Consider the following 19,197-nt stretch of genomic DNA (forward strand, 5'->3'; position numbering starts at 1 on the left):
CTGGAGTTAGATGAACTTGATGTTGTCTTGTGTCGGTTTGCCTATTTGGCCGGCGCAGCGTCCGCTTTCGCGCTCGCCGGTTTCCTGCTGTCCCTGTTAATGAAGTGCACGCCGGCCATGGTGCCGTCGATCCAGACCAGCTCGCAGCGCCGGTAGGCGAGACCGGTCGAGGACAGCAGCATGAAGAATTCCTTGGCTTGCAGCACGTCGAGGGTGCCTTCGACCTCGATCTTGGCGCCGGTCTGCGACACGTCGAGCAGCACGCAACTGCGCCGCCAGGTGCCGTCCGAGCCCATCAGGTTCACGGCCTGCTTGTGGTCCATTTTCACGCGAGATGCTTTGCGACCGTCGAATTTCATCGGCTAACCCCCATTTTCGCGCCGCGATTTCCCGGATCGCTTGTATTGGCGCTTGCTGCGATTTCCCCCCAGCGCACCGTCCATTGGCTGGTCGACAACAGAAGTGTTTCGAAAATCAGCTGCGCGCGCTCGCGCTGCGCGAAAGAGAGCCGGGCGCCGCTGCGATTGCTCAGGATCGCAAGCGTGGTCGCCCAGTTCAGGCGCGACGCCCGGCAGGCCATCACCAGGCCCTCGCAATCATCGTCGCTCATGACATGCTCGACGATCTCGATCGGCGCGCCTGACAGGACTGATATTGCCGTGAACAGATTGGCGGTCTCGCCACGGATCGCGAAGCGGTTCACGGTGGAATCGTTGAGCTTGCCGACGCGGTTGAGCGCAACGATCTCGGGCCGTGCGTTCGCGTAGTCGGCCGAGGAGGGCGGCTTTGGCGGAACCGGCGCCGCTGCTTGCGCGGGAGGAACGGCGGAGGCATTCGGCTTGGCGGGCGCTGTCTTGATGGGCTTTGCGGAGAGCAGCTTCCGCACGATCAGGTCTGGTGTGCCGGGCCGCAGCACCAGCGCCTTCGCAATCTCGCCGTCCTGGTCGGCTCCGGCGAGGGCGGCGTAAGCTGCCTCGGAGAATTTTGTTCCGGGGTTCTTGATCAGCGCCAGACAGATCTGCTCGCCGCGCTTGATCAGTGCCTCGGTCACATCAGGCTCGATGCAGTCGCGCGCCGCGATCGCGCGTTGATGCCGCTCGCCGCACGAAGCCGCGATCGCCGCGAGATCGGCCGTGGAGAGTGCCTGCGATTTGAGCAGCACGGGACACGCCACGTCCGCGTTGTCGTGGGAGGCAAGGCGGCGCAACGTCTCCGGGGGAGCCACCTTGAGCTCGGCAATGGTGGTGCTGAGTTGGATCAGCGCACTGGTTTCGACCCGTTCCGTCAGTCGCAGCAGAACGCCATCGACCACGCCGGAGAGCAGTTCCTGCGATCGGTCGCGGCTGCCAGTGAGCAACTGCACAATGCCTGAAAGAATGCGAGCGCAACGGTCCAGCGGACAGCTTGCGACCGCTTCCTCCAATTCACCCAGAATATCAGCAGGCGAATTTGCCATCATGGCAGGGGCCTGTACTCAAATAAATTTCGACTAACCAACAACCTTCATTCCGCCCCACAGACGTTAATTTGAAATTGAGACCTCGCCCGGCCGGGGTATCAGCGCACCGGCTGCTTCACTGGAAACGTTATCGAAATTTGGCAGGGGCGAACGCTCCGCTTGTCCTTTGCATTGGACACTCGCCAACTGAGCGAGATGGGCTCAGATTGAGTCTTTCGCTCCAAGGGGGAGCTCACAGGAGGAATTCAGATCGGCGTATTGCCGGACATGCGTCGTTTTCTGGCGCGCTTTTTCATTTGCCATGAACAACAGTGATGCTGCGCCAGCACTGGCGCCAAAGATATTTCGCTTCTCCGACGTTGACGAGTTTCGCAGTTCGATCCGCGGCTTGAATTTAGAGTTCACGCCGTTGGTGCGAAGGATTGCGGCCGAGCAGATCATTCTGCAATTGCCGGGCTGCGACGTGAATATGACGCGGACATTTCCGCGTGTCGTGGACGCGCAGCTCGTTGCCGATTGCACGGCGGTGGGCTTCGCGATGGACGACCTCGAAATCCCGATCCGCTTCAACGGCGCGCAGCGCGACCGCGCCGTCATCGTCATCGGCAGCAGCGGCGCGGCCTACAACACGATCGAGGAAGTGCAGCGGCAAATCGCCTCGGTCGTGTTCCGGCCCGAGGTGAGGGATCGCGGCTGGCCCGCGACGAACTCCAGCTTCAAGATCTTCGAGACCAGTCCCGCGGCGCTGCATAGGCTGCGGAAGGTGGTCGGGGAGGTGCTGGCGGCTGCGTCCGAGCCGATCTCTGCAGCCGAGGTGCCGCTGATGGCGGCGGCGATGAAGGAGTCCCTGCTCGGTGCGGTCGATGCCGCGTTCGCCAATGTCGTGCCCGCGCGCTGGACCCGGCGGCCGAATGACGAGCGCCAGTTCAAGCTGTTCCAGGACATCCGCGCGTTGTTGTCCGACGACCTCTCGCAGCCGATCTACAGCGAGGAGATTGCGCGCAAGCTCGGCCTGTCCGTCCGAACCTTGCACGACGTCGTGCGCCGCTATCGCGGCATGAGCCTGCACCGCTATTTGCGCCTGCGTCGCCTGTGGCTGGTGCGCCAGCGGCTGCTCGCCGGTGCCGACAGCGTCAAGGCCGTCGCGCTCGCGTTCGGCTTCTGGCATCTGTCCGATTTCTCCCGCAGCTATCGCGATCAGTTCGGCGAGACGCCGTCGCAGACGCTGGAATTCGGGCGAAAACGATAGCGCGGCAAATCGGGTTGGGGCCGTCCCGCCGTTTCGTGCTAACCTGCCGGCCATGAGCAATCGCATCCTCGTCCTCTACGGTTCCTACCGGTCCGACCGCATGGGCATCCGCCTTGCGAATTTCGTCATCGATCGCCTGCGCGGCCGCGGCGAGGAGGTCGAGTTCATCGACGCCAAGGCGATCGGCCTGCCGATGCTCGACCGCATGTACAAGGAATATCCCAAAGGCGCGGCGCCCGAGGCGCTGGAGAAGCTCGCCGGCCAGATCCGCGGCGCCGACGGCTTCGTCTTCGTCACCGGCGAATATAATTGGGGCATTCAGCCCGGCCTGAAGAACCTCACCGACCACTTCCTGGAGGAATGGTTCTGGCGGCCGGCCGCAATCGTGAGCTATTCCGCCGGCCGCCTGTCCGGCGCGCGCGCCTCGACCGCGTGGCACGGCACGCTGTCGGAGATGGGCATGGTGGTGATCTCGAGCACCATCGGCGTCGGGCCGATCGCACAGACGCTGTCGGCCGAAAGCGAGCCGATCGGCGAGGGCGGCAAGGCGCTGGAACGGTCGTTCCCCCGCTTCGCCGATGATCTCAATTGGTGGATCGAGGCCGCCAAGGCGCAACGGGCGCGCAAGGCGCCGCCATACTGAACGCGTGCGGCTTACGCCGCCCTGACTTCGCCGAGGAAGCGGTCGAACTGACCGGCGAGATCGCGTGACTGCGTCGAGAGCTGTTCGGCCGCGCCGAGCACCTCCCGTGCGGCCGCACCGGTGTCGTCGGCGGCGCGCTGCACGCCGGTGATGTTGGCGTTGACCTCCTGGGTGCCCCGAGCAGCTTCCTGGACGCTGCGGGAGATCTCCCTGGTCGCCGAACCCTGCTGCTCGATCGCGGCCGCAATCGCGGTGCCGATCTGGTCGATCTCGGCGATGACGTCGGCGACGTTGCGGATCGCGGTGACGGTCTGGTCGCTCGCGGACTGGATCGCCGTGATCTGCTCGGAGATCTCGGTGGTGGCCTTGGCGGTCTGACCGGCCAGCGACTTCACTTCGGAGGCGACGACGGCAAAGCCGCGGCCGGCGTCGCCGGCACGGGCGGCCTCGATGGTGGCGTTGAGCGCCAGCAAATTGGTCTGCTCGGCGATGCTCTGGATCAGCGTGACGACGTCGCCGATCTTCTGCGCGCCGTCGGCGAGCGCGCGGGCGGTGTCACCGGTGCGGCGGGCGTTGTCGACGGCGCGGGCTGCAATCTCGGTCGATTGTGCGACCTGACGGCCGATCTCGGCGATCGATGACGTCAGCTCTTCCGTCGCGCTCGCGACCGTCTGCACGTTGGTCGAGGTCTGCTCGGAGGCGGCGGCCACGACTGCGGCCTGGCTGTTGGTCTGGGCGGCGGTCGAGGTCATCGACTGCGCCGTGGTCTCCATGGTGGAGGAGGCCTGCGACAGGCCGCCGACGAGCTCGGTGATCTTGGCCTCGAAGGCGCGGGTCAGCTCGTCGAGCGCCTGGGCGCGGCGCATCTTGCCGTCGTTCTCGGCCTGCTTCTCGGCGGTGAGCCGGTCGGCCCGGATCATGTTGTCCTTGAACACCTGGACGGCGGCGGCCATCGCCCCGATCTCGTCGGAGCGCGCGGCGCCGGGAATCTCTTCCGCAACCTCGCCGTCGGCGAGCCGCGACATCCGGGTCGTCAGGCTGACGATCGGAGCGCAGACGCGGCGGCGGACCATCACGATGAGGCCGGCGCTGGCGATCAGCACGGCAAGGAGGCCTGCGAGCGCGACCGTGAAGCTGGTGCGCGCGGCGGCGGACGCGCCGGAGAGGATCTGCTCGGCATTGTCGTAGAAGGCGTCGCGAACGCCGATGATGGAGCCGAGGCCCTTCTGCGACGACACGTAGAAGGTCTCGACATCGTGCTCGTATTTGCCGCTGATGGCGCCGTCCTTGACGAGCTTCATCTCGCGTCCGAATTCCTCGACATAGCTCGCATTCATCGTCTCGATCGCCGCGGCGACGTTGGCTGGCGTTGCCGGGTTGCCGCGCAATTCCATCAGCGACATCACGATCTGGTCGTTGCGGCCCTGCATGCGGGCCATGTCGGCCTTCTCGGAATCGTTGGCCACTTTCTTCGCGCCGACAAGGTTCTTGTGCACGCTGGAATTGAGGCCGCCGATGTCGCGCAGCGTCATCGCGATGTTGGCGTAGCTCGACTGCCGGTAGGCATCGCCATTGAGGATCGCCATGCGGCGGACCTGCTCGTTGAGCAGCGCGGTCACGCCGGCGTTGAGCACGGCATTGTCGGCGACGATCTTCCTGGCGGCGTCCTTGCGCGCATCCGCCGGTTCCGCGATCGCCTTGTCGATGGCGTCGCGCAGTGCGGTGAATTTCGAATTGATGCCGTCGATGTTGCTGCCGATGGCGTTGCCGTCGTCGAAGGAGCCGGGCAGCTCCTTGCGCAGCGCGTTCATCTTGTCGCGCGCGCCGTCGGTCTGCTTGCGCAGCTTGTCATGTTCGGTGAGCTGCGACGGGTCGACGGTCGCCGGTCCGTACATGATGTTGGTGGCGAAGCCGCGCTCGGGGTTGAGATAGCGCGGGATGTCGCTGACGGCGCGGACGATCGCGAGCCGGCCCTGTGCCTCGGCTATCCTGTCCATCGTCTGGTATTTCGTGACCGCGACGTAGACGGCGAGGCCGCCGCCGACGGTCGAGAGCGAGACGATGGCGGTGGTCAGCAGCGTACCGATTTTCATGGTTCGTCCGGCAATTGGCTCGAGGAGAGAAAGAAATTCTCCGAAAAGTAGAGCGAGCGTATTAATCGCGGGTTTACGCTGGCAGCCGCTGTTGTCGCAGTCAGATGGCTTTTCGATCGAGGGAAGCGAGGATCTGCAGCGTCGCACCGTCGCGCCCGCCGGCGAAATATCTGGCGAGCGCCTCGTCGAAAACAGCCTCGGCGGACACCGCGCCGAACAGCGTCATCGACGAGCGGAATTTGGCATCGTCGGGCGCGCCGAGGATCGCGTTGATGGTTCGTCCCTCGACGGCAAGCACGAGGCGGGTGCATTCGAGCAGGCGCGGGCCGAGCACGGGGTGGGCGAGGTAGGCCTCGGCCTCGGTGCGCGAGCCGATGGCGTAACGCTGCGACATGGCACTGAAGCCGAGGCCGGCGATCTGCGGGAAGACGAACCACATCCAGTGAGACTGCTTCCGGCCGCGGGCCAGCTCGGCGTGGACCGCGCCAAAAATCGGGTCCTGGGCCTGGACGAACCGGTTGAGGTCAAAAGGATTGGTCATATAATACCCTTTTCGGTGCCTCTCCGGCCGCGATTATGCCTAACTTTTGGCTCCCAATGTGGTAGCTGGTACAGAGTCTCCGGGTGGGGGTGGGTCCCCCGGGGGTCGATTTGGGGATCTGATGGTTTCCGACCGCGCAAGCGCCGAGAGGCTGTTGCCGCGCCGCCGAATTGGGCGAGCCGAGACAATTTTGCTGTCTATGGCTGCCATCGCGCTGGCGCTGGGCGCCGCCGCGTGGGTCGCGGATATCGGCGATTCCACTCCGCTGGTCACTGCCGCGCTGCCGCCGGCCAATACAACTTCGTTCAACGACCGTTTCACCTCGCTGTCGGGCAATCAGTCCGGCCTGCGGACGTTGGAGCGCTCGGCGTTGAACGCGGTGGAGCTCAAGCTTCGCGATGCCAGGGCGATGCTCGCTCAAAAGCTCCAGGGCGACGACTGGCGTTCGACCTTGACCGACGACGACCGGACAGCGGTTGACGAGAGGCGGCCCTCGCAACGGGCCGATGCCGTGCCGGTGCCGCGGTCACGCCCGGTGCAGGCGGATTTGAGCGCTCAGATCGCCTCCAGCCAGGCCTATGCCGACACCACGCCCAGGGTCGACAACCGCAACTTCTTCGAAAAATTCACCGACAAGATCAAGCTCGCCTCGCTGACGCCCGACAGCGGCCTGTTCGGCAAGGCGCCGGATCTGGCCGCGCTCGGCTACGATTCGCGGACGGCGGTCTATGACATCAAGGCGAGGGCGCTCTATCTGCCGAGCGGCGTCGCGATCGAGGCCCATTCGGGCATGGGCGCGCTGATGGACGACCCTGACCATGTCGACCAGCGCATGGTCGGTGCCACGCCGCCTGCGACCTACGACCTCAAGCCGCGCGAAAAACTGTTCCACGGCATTCGGGCGCTGCGCATGACGCCGACAGATGGCACCAGCGCGCTCGGCCGGGTCGGCCTGCTGACCCACACCTACATGCTCGGGCCGCGCGGCGATTCCAACGGCTGCGTCTCGATCAAGGACTATGATCGCTTCCTCAAGGCCTACGACAATGGCGAGTTCAACCGCCTGGTCGTCGTGCCGAGCCTGAGCAGCCCGGCAACTGTCGCGCAGCGCGCCAGCACCGATTCCTGATGTTCGGCCTGAAGTTTGCCTGCTGCGGCGGGGCTGCCGTTTTCCCTTCGTTAAGCCGTCGTCGTCCAGAAGCAGCCCATGAGTGATCCAGCAAGCTCCGAGACCCCGCTGCGCACGACGTTCAAGATCAAGCTGAACGGTGACACGCTGGCGATCGCGACCGTCGGCCAGGCCTATCAATTCCTCACCAACTTCAAATCGGTCGAGTGGATGGAATTCCGCTCGCTGCATGACGATGCCGTCCACGCGCTGGAGGGCGCCGCCGACAATGCCATCCTCGTGGTGCAGGCGACGAACGCGGTACGCGCGTTGTTCGTGAGCGCGAAGCTCCTCTGACGGCCGGGCTAGCGCCGACACTCCGTCATTGCGAGCGAAGCGAAGCAATCCAGACTGTCCGCGGAAAGACTCTGGATTGCTTCGCTGCGCTCGCAATGACGAGTTTGGGGCCCGAGCATGCACAGGTTTGCGCACACTGCGCGCGGCGAGACCGCGCGCAGTGCATCTGTCGAAATCAGCCGGCGGCTCAGTGCCTGTCGCCGTCGTCATCGTCGTGGAAGTCGTGGTCGCCGTCTCGGCTGAAGCCGGGATCGACGCACGCAAAGTTCGCCGCATCGCTGGTCAGGCCGCTGCCCTTGTAGGCGGGAATCCTGGGATAGACGCAGAGCGGCCGCGTGCCTCCGGTCGGGAAGTTCTGGGCAATGCGCGGATCGAACACGCCGGCGGTCGGGTAGGGCGAGGTGCTGTTGGTGTTGGCCGCCACGATGCGTTCCGGCGCGATGCCGTTCTCGACCCAGTCCGTGATCGCCTTGAGCTCGTTCGTGGCGAAGCTCGTGGTCGCTGCGCCGCCGCCGCAATGGGCCATGTTGGGCACCATGAACAGCCGTGCGAAATCGGTCGCGTGATTGTCCATGCGCTGGTTCATCTTGCGGTACCAGCGGGCGATCGCGGCGCCCGAGAAGATGCCGTCATTGACGGAGGACGAGATGATCAGCTTGCCGCCGCGCGACCTGAACGGACGCAAATCGGTTGCGACCGCCGCCATGAAGTCCATCGCGCTTTCCGGATAGGCCGCGGTTTTCGTGAAGATCTTCGGCGCGTCGGTATCGAAGTTGAATTTGAACACGAAGGCTTCCTGGCCGGTCGGTCCGTTGACGGGCGTAACGACGGGCGGCGTCTGGAAGATCATCGGGATCGCGCCGGCGCCGAGCGTCAAATTGATCGCGGTGTTGACACCAGGTACCGGCGCGGTGACGACGTTCCAGAATTGCCAGCCTGCGCCCGGCGCCGTCGGCGGCGTCCAGATGCCGGCATCCCAGAACCAGTTCGAATAGAGCCGCTCGCCCTTTGAATTCACCGGTCCGGCGTAGATCTTCTTGAGCACATCGACCTGCGCGTGGGTGAGGCAGGTGCCGCCATGCGGCGTGCTGCCATGCGAGCCGGTGCCGCAAGTATAGCTCGCGAGTGCCGGATAGACCTTCTTCGCCGTGCAGGCGTGATAATTGTCGATGATGCCGTCGACGAGGCCATCGAGCGCGTCGCAGGCGCTCAGGATCGCCGCCGATGCCACCTGAAGGTCCTGCTGCGGGAACGTGTCGGGAATATACGGCTGACCGTTGACGTCCTTGCTGGTTGAAAGCGTGCCGAGCACCTGCTCGTTCCAGGCTTCCGCAAGGCCCGCCTGCGGAAGGTTGAAGCCGGGATTTTGCGAGATCACGCCGTCGAACAGCCAGGGCGATCGTTGCGACGCGACCATCGCGTCGCGGCCGCCGTTCGAGCAGCCCATGATGTAGGAATAGACGGTCTCGAGGCCGTAGAAATAGGAGATGATCTGCTTGGCAGTCGTCGCGGTCTTCTCGATGCCGTTATTGCCGTAGTCACGACGCGCCTGCGCATCGATCGCGAAATGCGCGGAGCCGCCGGCATTGGCGTCGTCGTCCTGATAGCCGCCGACGGCATTGGTCGCACTGTCCTCGTGGCCGCCGTCATCGGCCGCCACCGCCCAGCCCTGGCCGAGCTCGACGCCGGCCGCACCTTGCGGGTCGGCATTGAGGCTGCCGTCGGTGCCGCCGCCGCCCATCATCTCGAAGCGGCCATGCCAGGTGTTGGGCAGGTTGAGCGCAAAGCCGATGCCGTAGGTGAAGTGATCGGGATCCTGCGTTGAGACGCGCTTGTTGATGATGCCGACCACGTTGCAATAGCCCGACTTCTGCGTCGCGCCGAGGATCTGCGTGTTCGGCAGAGTGAGCCCGGTGAGGGCGGTGCAGGACGAGCGCGGGGCCACGCCGCTCGGCGGCAGCCCGTGTGCGACGGCTTGCGGGCCGAAGGACGCCCATGTGGCGACGATCGTCGAGGCGAGGAAAAGTCGTTTCATGTCATGCCCTCCCGTTTTCAACGTTGATGATTGAACGAAAGCACCCGACGTGTCGCGAACTGGCGAGGCGTCGCGTGGTCAGAGACGTTTTCTGAATCGCTGTCGGGAGACAGGCGCGTGCGCCGGCCATGAGCCACGACGCAGTTTCGTTTGCGCGCAAAACCATTCCGCCGCGATGCGCCGTGGCATGCGGATCGGTGCCCACCCCTGATGACGGCACGGACGTTCGCTCCCCTTGAACCTGCTCGTGGCACGGCAGGCTTTCACGATCCTTAAGGGAGCCATGTTGCCGTGTCAACATGACGCATTGCGCGATATTGCTGTGCAACCTGTCGTAGAAGCTGTACTCGCGGGCGCGATGGTCCACTCGGCTTCTCGATCCGAGCGCGTTGCGTTAGACTCGCTGTCCGAATCCCCAAGATGCAGCCGGATGCGCTTGCACCGGCTTTGCGAAAGATGCGCGCCGATGCAGCCAACCAAGGCACGGGTCAGGAAGCGGATCGCGCGACCGCAGCGGGCGGCGCGCGTGACAAAGCCGACGCGACCGGCGCCGCGCATCGTGCCGGGCGCGAAGACGGCCAAGGTGAAACCGCTGGCGCTCGGGGACCTCTCGCAACTGCTGGGCTACAGCATTCGCCGGGCGCAGCTCTGGATCTTCAAGGAATTCAGCCGGCAGCTGGCGGCCTTCGAGATCAGTCCCGCCCAATTTTCCGTGCTCTGCGTGATCGATGCCAATCCCGGCGTCAACCAGCTCGCGGTCGCGCAGCTGCTGTCGATCGAGCGGGCCGGGCTCGGCAGGCTGGTGGATCATCTGGAGGGCCGTGGCTGGGTGCGGCGAACCGCGTCGGCGATCAACCGCCGTTATTACGTGCTCTATTTGACCGAGGCCGGCACGGCGCTGCTGGGCCGGCTGAGGCCGGCGGCGGCCGAAAGCGACAAGGCGCTCGCGGCCAAGATCGGACCGCGCGCCTACAAGGAGTTACAGCGGGCGCTGTCGATCTTTGTCGGGGACGCCTGAGCGATCCGCTGCGGCCTGATTTGGCAGGCCGCCCCTTCTTTATCGTGGCTTGAACTGCATGGCAGGAACGGGCAAACGGTCCGCCAAGACAGTGGCTTGCGCCACCCATTTCAAGCCTGACTCAGAGGGAGAGACCCCATCATGAAACGCCGTACATTCCTCAAGGGCGGCGCGGTCGCCGGCGCGACCACGCTGGTTGCCGCACCTGCGATCGCGCAGAGCGCACCGGAGATCAAATGGCGCCTGACCTCGAGCTTCCCGAAGTCGCTCGACACCATCTACGGCACGGCGCAGACCTTTGCGAAGTACGTCGCTGAGGCCACCGACAACAAATTCCAGATCCAGACCTTTGCCGCCGGCGAGCTCGTCCCCGGCCTGCAGGCGCTCGATGCGGTCAGCGTCAACACCGTCGAGATGGCGCAGACACCGCTCTATTTCTACATCGGCAAGGAGCCAGCGCTGGCCTATGCCACCGGCGCGCCGTTCGGCATGAACCATCGCCACCAGGAATCCTGGTGGTACTTTGGCGGCGGCGCCGACCTCACCAACGAGGCGCTCAAGCCCTTCAAGACCCACGCCATCCTCTGCGGCAATTCCGGCACCCAGATGGGCGGCTGGTTTCGCAAGGAGATCAGGAACGTCGACGATCTCAAGGGCCTGAAATTCCGCATCGCCGGCATGGGCGGCCACGTGCTGGCGCGGCTCGGCGTGGTGCCGCAGCAGCTTGCGGGCGGCGACATCTATGCGGCGCTGGAGAAGGGCTCGCTCGACGCGGTCGAATTCGTCGGTCCCTATGACGACGAGAAGCTCGGCTTCCAGAAGGTCGCAAAATACTACTATTTCCCCGGCTGGTGGGAAGGCGGCGCCATGCTGCACATGATCGTCAATGACGAGAAATGGGCGAGCTTGCCGAAGCAGTACCAAGCGATCGTCAACCAGGCCGCGTCCGCTGCCGGCGCCTGGATGCTGGAGAAATACGACAGCGTGAATCCGGCGGCGCTGAAGCGGCTTATCGCGAACGGCGCGGAGCTGAAGGCGTTTCCGCAGCCGGTGATGGAAGCCTGCTACAACGCGACCCAGGAGCATCTGAACGAGCTCGCCGCCAAGAGCGACCTGTTCAAGCGCACCAAGGACAGCCACGACGCGTATCAGAAGGAGCTGTTGTTCTACACGCAGATCGCGGAGAATTTTTACGACAACTATCTGCTCAGCAAGCGCAACAAGACTTGATCGCGAGGAGAGCGCGGCGCTGTTATTACGTCGCGCTCTCGTAGGATGGGCAAAGGCGCACTTGCGCCGTGCCCACGTTCTTTGCGTCACGTGCAATGGTGGGCACGCTTCGCTTTGCCCACCCTACGGCACCTATCGTGCGGTGAATTACGCCGCGCCCAACCCCAGTTTCTCATAAATCCGCCGCGCATAGGCGCCGAACGCGTCCGTGGTCTTGAGCGGCAGGTCGCGCGGGAAGGGCAGGTCGATCGGGAAGTAGTCGGCCATCTTCGCAGGGCCCGCGGTCAGCACGGCGCAGTGCGAGGACAGGAACACGGCTTCCTGGATCGAGTGCGTGACGAAGATGATGGTCTTGCCGCTCTCGCGCCAGATCCGCAGCATCTCCAGATTCATCTGCTCGCGGGTCAGCGCGTCCAGCGCGCCGAACGGCTCGTCCATCAGGATCAGTTTTGGATCGTGGATGAAGGCGCGCGCGATCGCGGTGCGCTGCTGCATGCCGCCGGACAGCTCGCGCGGATATTTCTGCTCGTAGCCGGTAAGGCCAACGAGGTTGAGCAGGTCGCGCGCCCGCTCGCGCGCGGCCTTGATCGGCAGGCCGACGATCTCGGCCGGCAGCAGCACGTTGTCCAGGATGGTGCGCCATTTCAGCAGCAGCGCCTGCTGGAACACCATCCCGATGTCACGGGTCGGATCGAACGGGCTGTCGGCATTGCCGATCGTCACCGTGCCGCCGTCGGCGCCGTGCAGGCCGGCGAGAATCTTCATCACCGTGGTCTTGCCGCAGCCGGACGGGCCGACCAGCGACACCAGCTCACCTTCCTGCACGTCCATGGTGACGTCGGACACCGCCAGGAATTCGGCGCCGCCGCTCCGATAGACTTTCCGGACGCCTTGCAGGCTGATGAAGGGGTTTGAGCTCATGCCAGCCATTTGCTCAAATTGGCCGCGACAAAGGTGTCGTCGCTGAGGTCGGCATGCTCGCGAACCACGCGGTCGATCTCGTCCTTCTGGCCCGGGCTGAGGCCCTCGTTCGGATCGAGGCACCATAAGCCCTGCATCAGGCCCTGGCGCCGCAGCACCTCGTGGCAGCCGGCGATGCAGCCGTGAAAATTGTTGGCGACGTCGAAGAAGGCGCTGTTGCAATCGGTGACGCGGGCATCGAGCGCGAGCAGATCGGCCGGCACGCTATCCTTGTGCCGCGCCGCCTTGCAGCGCTCGAACTGCCTGATGGCGCTCGCGGTCCACACCGACCAGTGGCCGAGCAGGCCGCCCTTGAAATAGGTGCGCGTGGTGACGCCCTTGTCGCGCAAATCGAACGGCAGCATGAGATCAAGCAGGATGTGATCGTCATTGCCGGTATAGAGCGCGACGCGGTCGAACGCGCCGGCGGCCGCGACGCCGCGCAGCACGTCGAGCGTGCGATAGCGGTTGAACGGCGCGATCTTGATCGCGATGACATTGTCGATCGAGGCAAAGCGCTGCCAGAACCGGCTCGACAGGATGACGCCGCCGACCGCGGGCTGAAGGTAGAACCCGACCAGCGGAATCTCGGCGGCGACAGCGGTGCAGTGCGCGATGATCTCGTCCTCGGAGGCGCTCTTCATCGCGGCGAGGCTGAGGAGGCCTGCGTGATAGCCGATGTCGCGCGCGGTGCGGGCTTCAGTGATGGCCTGCTGGGTCGGGCCGGCAAGCCCCGCCACCATCGCCAGCGGACGCTTGGTCCAGTTCGCCGCGGTCTCGGCGGCAAGCTCGAGCACGGGGCGATAGAGGCCGACATCGCGGATCGCGAATTGCGTGGTGTGCACGCCGACGGCAAGGCCGCCGGAGCCTGCGTCGATGTAATAGCGTGTCAGCGCGCGCTGATGTTTCTTGTCGAGCTGGCGCTCGGCGGTGAGCGCCAGCGGGTGTGCCGGCAGCACGGTGCCCTCGGCAATCAGCTTGCGGATGTCGCGGTTGATCTGGCTGTGGTGCATGATGTCCTATCCGAATTCGGGGCCGGCGACGGCGAATGGCATTTCCTCAGCCACGGCGGTGGCGGGGCCGAGCCGCATGCGCTGGAACGGCCGCTCGATGGTCCAGCCAGATGCGGTCAATCCCTCGAGGAACGCGGCCTGCGGGGCGACGGCATCGATCAGCAGCGGTCCGGTCTCGGAGCGTACGATCGCATGGACCAGGGCCAGCGCCGCCGCGGCATTGTCGGCGAATAACGGGCCGATGTGGCGGGCGGTCCGGCCGTCGCGAACCAGTGCGATGGCTCCGTTCGCGGAGACGATCCGCGAGCCGGAGCGCTGTGCGAAGGCGGACAGCAGGGCGGTGCGATCGAGCCCGGTGGCCCGCCGGTCGCGCGCGCGCAGCGCGTCGATGCTCGCGGATGACGTTGGTGGCGCTTCGGCCCGCGCAGGCTTCACCAGCTTCAACCGCCGCAATTGCAGTGTCGGCGTGAAGCCGAGCGGCCCGTAGACCGCGACTCCGTCCGGCGTCGCGTCGAGCCAGCTGGTCAGGCCGTTTTTGCGCGCGGTTTCCAGGCAGGCATCGACGAGGCGCGTGGCGAGGCCGCGCCGGCGGTGGCTGGCCGTCACCAGCACCATGCTGATCCAGGCGTTGTTGCCGGAGTAGGGCAGCAGCGCGGCCGTGGCGACCAGCAGCACGCCGGTGCGGATGCCGAACACGACGCCGTCGCGCAGGAAGACGCGCCAGTCCTCCTCGGTCTGGTTCCAGTGCGCCTCCGTCGAGAGCACGAGCCCGGCCATAGCATCATCCAGGCCAAGCTTGATGACGGCAGGCCCGTCAATAGCGGCCATCGCGCACCTCGTATTTCGTGGGCTTGCCGAGGCTCGGCATGGCGCGGGACACCCAATCGGCGGTCCAGGCGATCAGCTGATCGGTATCGACGACGGGCAGGCCGAACAGCGCGACCGCCTTCGACGTGTCGGTCAGCCACGCCGTCGGCTCTTCCTGGCCTGTCAGCACCGGCGCGCGGCCGAAGCGGGCGCCGAATTTCTGCGCGAGATCGCGCACCGCCAAAACCTCGTGGCCGCTGACGTTGATCGGCGAGGTCGGCGCCGTGCAATGCGCCAGGCACCGCAGCGCCTGCGCGGACGCATCGCCCTGCCAGATGAAATTGACGTGGCCAAGGCTGACGTCGATCGGCGTACCCGTCAGCACTTTCGTCGCGATGTCGTGCAGCACGCCGTAGCGCATGTCGATCGCGTAATTGAGCCGGAACAGGCGGCCCGGCGTTGAAAATCTGTGCGAAAAATACTCGAACATGCGCTCGCGGCCGACGCAGGACTGGGCGTATTCGCCCGGCGGGTTCGGCGCCATGTCCTCGGTCGAGCCCTTGCCGTCGATGGGCACGAAGGGATAGACGCAGCCGGTGGAGAACGCCACGATGCGTGACGACGGGAAGGCCTGCGCGACCAGCGCCGGCACATGCGCGTTCATCGCCCAGGTCAGCGACAGATCACCCTCTGCGCCGAATTTGCGGCCGGCCATGAAGACGATGTTCGGCGCCTTCGGCAGCGCCTTGATCGCGGTTTCATCCAGCAGGTCGCAATTGATGGTCTCGACGCCGCGCGCCGGCAGCCAGTCCTTGACGCTGGCGTCGCTGAAGCGGGCGACGCCGATGACGCGGCGATCGGGGGCAGCGGCTTTGGCAAGCCCCGCCAGCGTCGGTCCCATCTTGCCGGCGACGCCGAGGATCATGATGTCGCCCTCGACCCTGGCGAGATCGTCGATCAGCGCCTGTGTCGGACGGCAGAGGAGATCGTCGAGGGCTGCGATATCGGGGATCGTCCTCGGCAGCGTCTGGCGGGTGAGAAGCATGGGGTGGTCCTTCAGCTAAGTCTGCCGTTTCAGGTTTGTCTTGCATCGCCCACGACGAACATGCGTTCGAGGACGAGCACCAGTCCGTAGAGGGCGACGCCGAGCAAGGTCAGCAGCACGACGGCCATCACCATCGCGGGCGTGTCGAGCGAGGACTGCACCTGGATCATGAGGTAGCCGAGCCCGCGCTCGGAGGCGATGAACTCACCGACGATGGCGCCGGCGACCGCGAGGATGGCGCCGACCTTCATGCCGGAGAACACGTAAGGCAGCGATCCCGGCAGCTGGATCTTGCGGAACAGCGTCCAGCGCGAGCCGCGCAGCGATTTGACGAGATCGAGCAGATCGGGCTCGACCTCGCGCAGGCCCCGCGCTGTCGTGAGGAGGATTGGGAAGAAGCAGATGCTGAAGGCGATCAGGATGTTCGGCAGGATGCCGTAGGAGAACCAGACGATGAAGAGCGGGCCGAGCGCGACCTTCGGAATCATGTTCAGCGTCACGAACAGCGGCAGCAGCACGAGACTGAGCAGCGGCGCCCAGCTGAAGATCATTGCAAGTGCAACCCCGACGAAGGCGCCGAGCGCGAAGCCGCCGAGGATCTCGACGGCCGTCACCAGCGTGTTGGCGCCCCAGGCATAGCTCGCGGTTCCCAGCGTCTGCACGGTCGCAAGCGGCGAGGGGAGGATGAATTTCGGCACATGAAAGGCATCGACCGCGACCTGCCAGAGCACGAGCACGGCCAGATGCACGATCAGGACGATCGCAACGCTGCGCGCCGGACTGGCTCCGTCACCTGCCATCGTCTGCTCCCTGTTGCCCGGCCTCACTGCCGCAACGCTGAGCCTAACCGGCCTTGGCGCTAGTTTCAACCAGTTGGTTGATTACGGCCGGAGCGACTGCAGCACCAGATCGGCGACATGCCGGCGGCGGGCGCGCCGGGCGGTGCGGCTCGACAGATCCTTGCCGAAGATCGCCGACAGCGTCGGCGTGTTGGAGAAGAAGAAATAGCTCAAGCCCGCGATGGAGATGTAGAGCTGGACGGGGTCGATCCCCTTGCGGAACATCCCGGCGCGCACGCCTTCGTGCAGGATGTGGGAGACGCTCTTCACCAGCGGCGAATGCATCGCCTCCAGCCGCGTCGAGCCACGGACATGGCGGGCGCCGCCGCGGTTCTCGTCGTTCAAAAGCACGATGAAATCGGGGTTTTCCGCCAGATGATCGAACGAGGCCTCGATCAGGCGGCGGATCGCCTTGTCCGGCGGCAGGCCCTCGAGATTGAGCTTGCGCTCCTGCTCACGGATGTCCTCATAGACCCATTCGAGCACGGCGAGGTAGAGCGCGTCCTTGTCGCCGAAGTAGTGGTAGACCAGCTGCTTGTTGACGCCCGCGCGCTCCGCGATCTCGTCGACGCGGGCGCCCGCAAAACCGTGCCGGGCGAACTCCAGGCGCGCCGCGGTGAGCAGTTTCTTGCGGGTGGCGACGGGGTCGCGCCGCTGCGGCACGGTGTCGCCTGAACGTTTTGCGGGCATTTCCAACCAAACAGTTGACAAGTGGAGGACGGACTTGTTGCATTGGTAGCCTCACGCGGGGAGAGCGACAAGCCGGGTCGCGGCAATGGGGAGACAGACGATGAAACGTTTGCAGGCGGCTTTTGTGGCTCTGGCGCTTGGTCTGCCCGCAGTGCCGGCGAGCGCGGGCGAGGCGGTCAATCTGATCCTGAACTGGACGCCGACGGCCGACCATTCGCCGTTCTATTACGCCAAGGCACAGGGCTGGTACGAGAAAGCCGGCATCGACCTGACCATCGAGGTCGGCAAGGGCTCCGGCGTCTCCGCCGCCAAGGTCGGCTCCGGCGGCTCGCCGTTCGGCATCGCCGATCTCGCCACCATGCTGGTCGCCAAGAGCAAGGGCGCCGACGATGTCGCGCTGATGAGCATCTACGCCAACACCGGGCAGACGTTCTACTGGCTGAAGAGCTACGGCGTGAACGGCGTCAAGGATTTTGCCGGCCACAAGATCGGCAATCCGCCCGGTGACGCCTCGCGCGTGATGTGGCCGGCCTTTGCCAAGGCCGCCGGCCTCGCGCCCGACTCCGTCAGCTTCGTCAATATCGGGCCGACCGCGAAGATCGCCGCGCTGAAGAGCCACACGGTGGACATCATCAGCGACTTCTACAACGAGCACGATCTGAAGGTGATCGAGTTCGGCCAGGACCTCGGCTACGTCAACTGGAAGGACATCGGCCTCAACCCCTACGGCAATTCGCTGATCGTCAACGGCGCCTATCTCCAGAAGAATCCGAAGCTGGTCGAGGAGTTCGTGCGCATCTCGCAGAAGGCCTTTGCGGCCTGCGTCGCCGACGTCACGCCGTGCCTGAAGGCGCTGCTCGACCAGGTCTCCGGTCTCGACAAGGAGAACCAGGAGCGCCAGTGGGAGCGCATCAAATACCTGATGACGGACGAGTTCACGACCACCAAGGGTCTCGGCTGGATCGACGGCGAACGGATGAAGAAGGACTACGAGCTGGTCCAAACCTATCTGGGCATGGAGAAGCCGTTCGACGTGACGAGCGCGTTTTCGACGAAGATGCTCGATCCCGCGATCAAGATGGATGCGAGCAAGGTGAGGAAGTAGGGGGCGTTACCTCATCCGGGGGGCGGAAGCGCTCGCCTCACACACCGGTGTCATGCCCCGCGAAGGCGGGGCATCCAGTACGCCGCGCCCCATCGACTAACCCACTGCTGTCTCGGAGTACTGGATCGCCCGCCTTCGCGGGCGATGACAGCTATATGCTGGGCAAGAGCGCTCGGTCGCCTAACGCCGCACGCCCGCCACCGCCCACGTAACCCCACGGAGAAATTAACCAGCCATTAACCATATCGGCGGCATCGTTAACCATTCAATAACAGGGAACGAGTCGGCCGCTATGGAGGCTGTAGCAAAAGTCCAACGCCAAATGGTGCGCCTGCGCGGGCGCTCCTATGTGGCCTTCGTGTTCGTGCCGACGGTTCCGATCCAGGACTGGCTTGCGGAGATCGACACCACCATCGCGCGCTCGCCGGGCTTCTTCGCCGGCCGGCCCGTGGTGATCGACCTGTCCTCGGTCGATCTCAGCCAGGCCGGCATCGGGCATCTGCTTACCAGCCTGCGGGACCGCAACATCCGCGTGCTCGGCATCGAGGGCGTGGAGGAGGCGCGGCTGACGCCGTCGATGCCGCCGCTGCTTTCGGGCGGGCGCAGCTGCGTGATCGAGCCGAGCGCGCCCAAAAAAACTGAGACCAAGCCCGAGGCAAAGGTCGAGACCAAGCCGACCTCGCTGCTGCTCGATAGCCCCGTGCGCTCCGGCCAGACCGTGATCTTCCCCGAAGGCGACGTCACCATTCTGGGCTCGGTCGGCTCCGGCGCCGAGGTCGTCGCCGGCGGTTCCATCCATGTCTACGGCGCGCTCCGTGGCCGCGCCATGGCGGGCGTGAACGGTCACACGAGCGCGCGCATCTATTGCCAGAAGATCGAGGCCGAACTGCTTGCTATTGATGGGTTTTATCAGACTGCGGACGATATCGACGCCGCCTTGCGCGGCAAGCCGGCGCAGGCCTGGCTGCAGGGGAATACCATGCGAATTACAGCACTGAACTGACC

General features: G+C 65.1%; 19 protein-coding genes. 8 read left to right on the plus strand and 11 right to left on the minus strand.

All coding sequences use genetic code 11. The features are described 5' to 3' along the window. Positions 1 to 41: 41 nt before the first annotated feature. On the minus strand, positions 42 to 359 hold the full coding sequence (locus tag V1280_RS04130) for a PilZ domain-containing protein (RefSeq protein ID WP_334519343.1): 318 nt from the start codon (positions 357 to 359) through the stop codon (positions 42 to 44). Next, the gene (locus V1280_RS04135; RefSeq protein WP_334519345.1) at positions 356 to 1,459 is read right to left on the minus strand and encodes a DUF2336 domain-containing protein; all 1,104 of its coding nucleotides are present in this window, start codon (positions 1,457 to 1,459) and stop codon (positions 356 to 358) included. The genes V1280_RS04130 and V1280_RS04135 overlap by 4 nt, the downstream gene beginning before the upstream one ends. A 301-nt stretch (positions 1,460 to 1,760) precedes the next feature. Here V1280_RS04135 and V1280_RS04140 point away from each other — a divergent pair, with 301 nt between their 5' ends. Both V1280_RS04140 and V1280_RS04145 read left to right on the plus strand, forming a co-directional pair. Then, entirely contained in the window at positions 1,761 to 2,708 is a 948-nt protein-coding gene (locus tag V1280_RS04140) for an AraC family transcriptional regulator (RefSeq protein WP_334519348.1), read from the plus strand. A gap of 52 nt (positions 2,709 to 2,760) precedes the next feature. Beyond that, positions 2,761 to 3,351 carry an NADPH-dependent FMN reductase gene (locus V1280_RS04145; protein ID WP_334519351.1) on the plus strand — a complete coding sequence of 197 codons (591 nt, stop codon included), beginning with the start codon at positions 2,761 to 2,763 and terminating at the stop codon, positions 3,349 to 3,351. A gap of 11 nt (positions 3,352 to 3,362) precedes the next feature. On the opposite strand, the gene V1280_RS04150 is transcribed toward V1280_RS04145, so the two are convergent. Both V1280_RS04150 and V1280_RS04155 read right to left on the minus strand, forming a co-directional pair. Next, complete coding sequence (locus V1280_RS04150; protein WP_334519354.1) at positions 3,363 to 5,444, minus strand: methyl-accepting chemotaxis protein; 2,082 nt, start codon at positions 5,442 to 5,444, stop codon at positions 3,363 to 3,365. A 100-nt stretch (positions 5,445 to 5,544) separates the two neighbouring features. Then, positions 5,545 to 5,985: a DUF1810 domain-containing protein gene (locus V1280_RS04155; RefSeq protein ID WP_334519357.1), complete on the minus strand. Its 441-nt coding sequence runs from the start codon at positions 5,983 to 5,985 to the stop codon at positions 5,545 to 5,547. A gap of 199 nt (positions 5,986 to 6,184) precedes the next feature. Between V1280_RS04155 and V1280_RS04160 the strand changes: the two genes are divergently transcribed. Both V1280_RS04160 and V1280_RS04165 read left to right on the plus strand, forming a co-directional pair. Then, positions 6,185 to 7,114 carry a DUF2778 domain-containing protein gene (locus V1280_RS04160; RefSeq protein WP_442895105.1) on the plus strand — a complete coding sequence of 310 codons (930 nt, stop codon included), beginning with the start codon at positions 6,185 to 6,187 and terminating at the stop codon, positions 7,112 to 7,114. 78 nt (positions 7,115 to 7,192) lie between these two features. Beyond that, positions 7,193 to 7,450: a hypothetical protein gene (locus V1280_RS04165; protein ID WP_148777784.1), complete on the plus strand. Its 258-nt coding sequence runs from the start codon at positions 7,193 to 7,195 to the stop codon at positions 7,448 to 7,450. Between the two features lie 187 nt (positions 7,451 to 7,637). Here V1280_RS04165 and V1280_RS04170 read toward each other — a convergent pair whose 3' ends face one another. After that, complete coding sequence (locus tag V1280_RS04170; protein WP_334519363.1) at positions 7,638 to 9,485, minus strand: tannase/feruloyl esterase family alpha/beta hydrolase; 1,848 nt, start codon at positions 9,483 to 9,485, stop codon at positions 7,638 to 7,640. Positions 9,486 to 9,951: 466 nt separating this feature from the next. Here V1280_RS04170 and V1280_RS04175 point away from each other — a divergent pair, with 466 nt between their 5' ends. Further along, positions 9,952 to 10,503, plus strand: a complete 552-nt coding sequence (locus V1280_RS04175) for a MarR family winged helix-turn-helix transcriptional regulator (RefSeq protein WP_334519366.1) — start codon at positions 9,952 to 9,954, stop codon at positions 10,501 to 10,503. Between the two features lie 141 nt (positions 10,504 to 10,644). Continuing rightward, entirely contained in the window at positions 10,645 to 11,733 is a 1,089-nt protein-coding gene (locus V1280_RS04180) for a TRAP transporter substrate-binding protein (RefSeq protein ID WP_334519369.1), read from the plus strand. Positions 11,734 to 11,880: 147 nt separating this feature from the next. Here the strand turns inward: V1280_RS04180 and V1280_RS04185 are convergent, their stop codons facing one another. The 6 genes from V1280_RS04185 to V1280_RS04210 all read right to left on the minus strand — a co-directional run bounded on the left by V1280_RS04185 (position 11,881) and on the right by V1280_RS04210 (position 17,087). Next, complete coding sequence (locus V1280_RS04185; RefSeq protein WP_334519372.1) at positions 11,881 to 12,663, minus strand: ABC transporter ATP-binding protein; 783 nt, start codon at positions 12,661 to 12,663, stop codon at positions 11,881 to 11,883. Further along, the gene (locus tag V1280_RS04190) at positions 12,651 to 13,706 is read right to left on the minus strand and encodes a dihydrodipicolinate synthase family protein (protein ID WP_334519374.1); all 1,056 of its coding nucleotides are present in this window, start codon (positions 13,704 to 13,706) and stop codon (positions 12,651 to 12,653) included. The genes V1280_RS04185 and V1280_RS04190 overlap by 13 nt, the downstream gene beginning before the upstream one ends. A 6-nt stretch (positions 13,707 to 13,712) precedes the next feature. Next, the gene (locus tag V1280_RS04195) at positions 13,713 to 14,534 is read right to left on the minus strand and encodes a GNAT family N-acetyltransferase (protein ID WP_334519376.1); all 822 of its coding nucleotides are present in this window, start codon (positions 14,532 to 14,534) and stop codon (positions 13,713 to 13,715) included. Further along, on the minus strand, positions 14,521 to 15,558 hold the full coding sequence (locus tag V1280_RS04200; protein ID WP_334519378.1) for an NAD-dependent epimerase/dehydratase family protein: 1,038 nt from the start codon (positions 15,556 to 15,558) through the stop codon (positions 14,521 to 14,523). The genes V1280_RS04195 and V1280_RS04200 overlap by 14 nt, the downstream gene beginning before the upstream one ends. A 29-nt stretch (positions 15,559 to 15,587) precedes the next feature. Continuing rightward, entirely contained in the window at positions 15,588 to 16,358 is a 771-nt protein-coding gene (locus tag V1280_RS04205; RefSeq protein WP_334519381.1) for an ABC transporter permease, read from the minus strand. Between the two features lie 81 nt (positions 16,359 to 16,439). After that, positions 16,440 to 17,087: a TetR/AcrR family transcriptional regulator gene (locus V1280_RS04210; RefSeq protein ID WP_334519383.1), complete on the minus strand. Its 648-nt coding sequence runs from the start codon at positions 17,085 to 17,087 to the stop codon at positions 16,440 to 16,442. A gap of 100 nt (positions 17,088 to 17,187) precedes the next feature. Between V1280_RS04210 and V1280_RS04215 the strand changes: the two genes are divergently transcribed. Together V1280_RS04215 and minC are read left to right on the plus strand one after the other, a co-directional pair. Beyond that, positions 17,188 to 18,192, plus strand: a complete 1,005-nt coding sequence (locus V1280_RS04215; protein ID WP_334519385.1) for an ABC transporter substrate-binding protein — start codon at positions 17,188 to 17,190, stop codon at positions 18,190 to 18,192. Between the two features lie 292 nt (positions 18,193 to 18,484). Then, the gene (gene minC / locus V1280_RS04220; RefSeq protein WP_334519388.1) at positions 18,485 to 19,195 is read left to right on the plus strand and encodes a septum site-determining protein MinC; all 711 of its coding nucleotides are present in this window, start codon (positions 18,485 to 18,487) and stop codon (positions 19,193 to 19,195) included. The last annotated feature ends 2 nt before the right edge of the window (positions 19,196 to 19,197 follow it).

This window comes from Bradyrhizobium sp. AZCC 2230 (genome assembly GCF_036924495.1).
GTDB lineage: Bacteria > Pseudomonadota > Alphaproteobacteria > Rhizobiales > Xanthobacteraceae > Bradyrhizobium > Bradyrhizobium rifense.

What these genes read in the sequence shown, in the direction of transcription:
- V1280_RS04130 (WP_334519343.1), bottom strand. Translation starts at nt 359, where the DNA reads ATGAAATTCGACGGTCGCAAAGCATCTCGCGTGAAAATGGACCACAAG.
- V1280_RS04135 (WP_334519345.1), bottom strand. Translation starts at nt 1,459, where the DNA reads ATGATGGCAAATTCGCCTGCTGATATTCTGGGTGAATTGGAGGAAGCG.
- V1280_RS04140 (WP_334519348.1), top strand. Translation starts at nt 1,761, where the DNA reads ATGAACAACAGTGATGCTGCGCCAGCACTGGCGCCAAAGATATTTCGC.
- V1280_RS04145 (WP_334519351.1), top strand. Translation starts at nt 2,761, where the DNA reads ATGAGCAATCGCATCCTCGTCCTCTACGGTTCCTACCGGTCCGACCGC.
- V1280_RS04150 (WP_334519354.1), bottom strand. Translation starts at nt 5,444, where the DNA reads ATGAAAATCGGTACGCTGCTGACCACCGCCATCGTCTCGCTCTCGACC.
- V1280_RS04155 (WP_334519357.1), bottom strand. Translation starts at nt 5,985, where the DNA reads ATGACCAATCCTTTTGACCTCAACCGGTTCGTCCAGGCCCAGGACCCG.
- V1280_RS04160 (WP_442895105.1), top strand. Translation starts at nt 6,185, where the DNA reads ATGGCTGCCATCGCGCTGGCGCTGGGCGCCGCCGCGTGGGTCGCGGAT.
- V1280_RS04165 (WP_148777784.1), top strand. Translation starts at nt 7,193, where the DNA reads ATGAGTGATCCAGCAAGCTCCGAGACCCCGCTGCGCACGACGTTCAAG.
- V1280_RS04170 (WP_334519363.1), bottom strand. Translation starts at nt 9,485, where the DNA reads ATGAAACGACTTTTCCTCGCCTCGACGATCGTCGCCACATGGGCGTCC.
- V1280_RS04175 (WP_334519366.1), top strand. Translation starts at nt 9,952, where the DNA reads ATGCAGCCAACCAAGGCACGGGTCAGGAAGCGGATCGCGCGACCGCAG.
- V1280_RS04180 (WP_334519369.1), top strand. Translation starts at nt 10,645, where the DNA reads ATGAAACGCCGTACATTCCTCAAGGGCGGCGCGGTCGCCGGCGCGACC.
- V1280_RS04185 (WP_334519372.1), bottom strand. Translation starts at nt 12,663, where the DNA reads ATGGCTGGCATGAGCTCAAACCCCTTCATCAGCCTGCAAGGCGTCCGG.
- V1280_RS04190 (WP_334519374.1), bottom strand. Translation starts at nt 13,706, where the DNA reads ATGCACCACAGCCAGATCAACCGCGACATCCGCAAGCTGATTGCCGAG.
- V1280_RS04195 (WP_334519376.1), bottom strand. Translation starts at nt 14,534, where the DNA reads ATGGCCGCTATTGACGGGCCTGCCGTCATCAAGCTTGGCCTGGATGAT.
- V1280_RS04200 (WP_334519378.1), bottom strand. Translation starts at nt 15,558, where the DNA reads ATGCTTCTCACCCGCCAGACGCTGCCGAGGACGATCCCCGATATCGCA.
- V1280_RS04205 (WP_334519381.1), bottom strand. Translation starts at nt 16,358, where the DNA reads ATGGCAGGTGACGGAGCCAGTCCGGCGCGCAGCGTTGCGATCGTCCTG.
- V1280_RS04210 (WP_334519383.1), bottom strand. Translation starts at nt 17,087, where the DNA reads ATGCCCGCAAAACGTTCAGGCGACACCGTGCCGCAGCGGCGCGACCCC.
- V1280_RS04215 (WP_334519385.1), top strand. Translation starts at nt 17,188, where the DNA reads ATGAAACGTTTGCAGGCGGCTTTTGTGGCTCTGGCGCTTGGTCTGCCC.
- minC (WP_334519388.1), top strand. Translation starts at nt 18,485, where the DNA reads ATGGAGGCTGTAGCAAAAGTCCAACGCCAAATGGTGCGCCTGCGCGGG.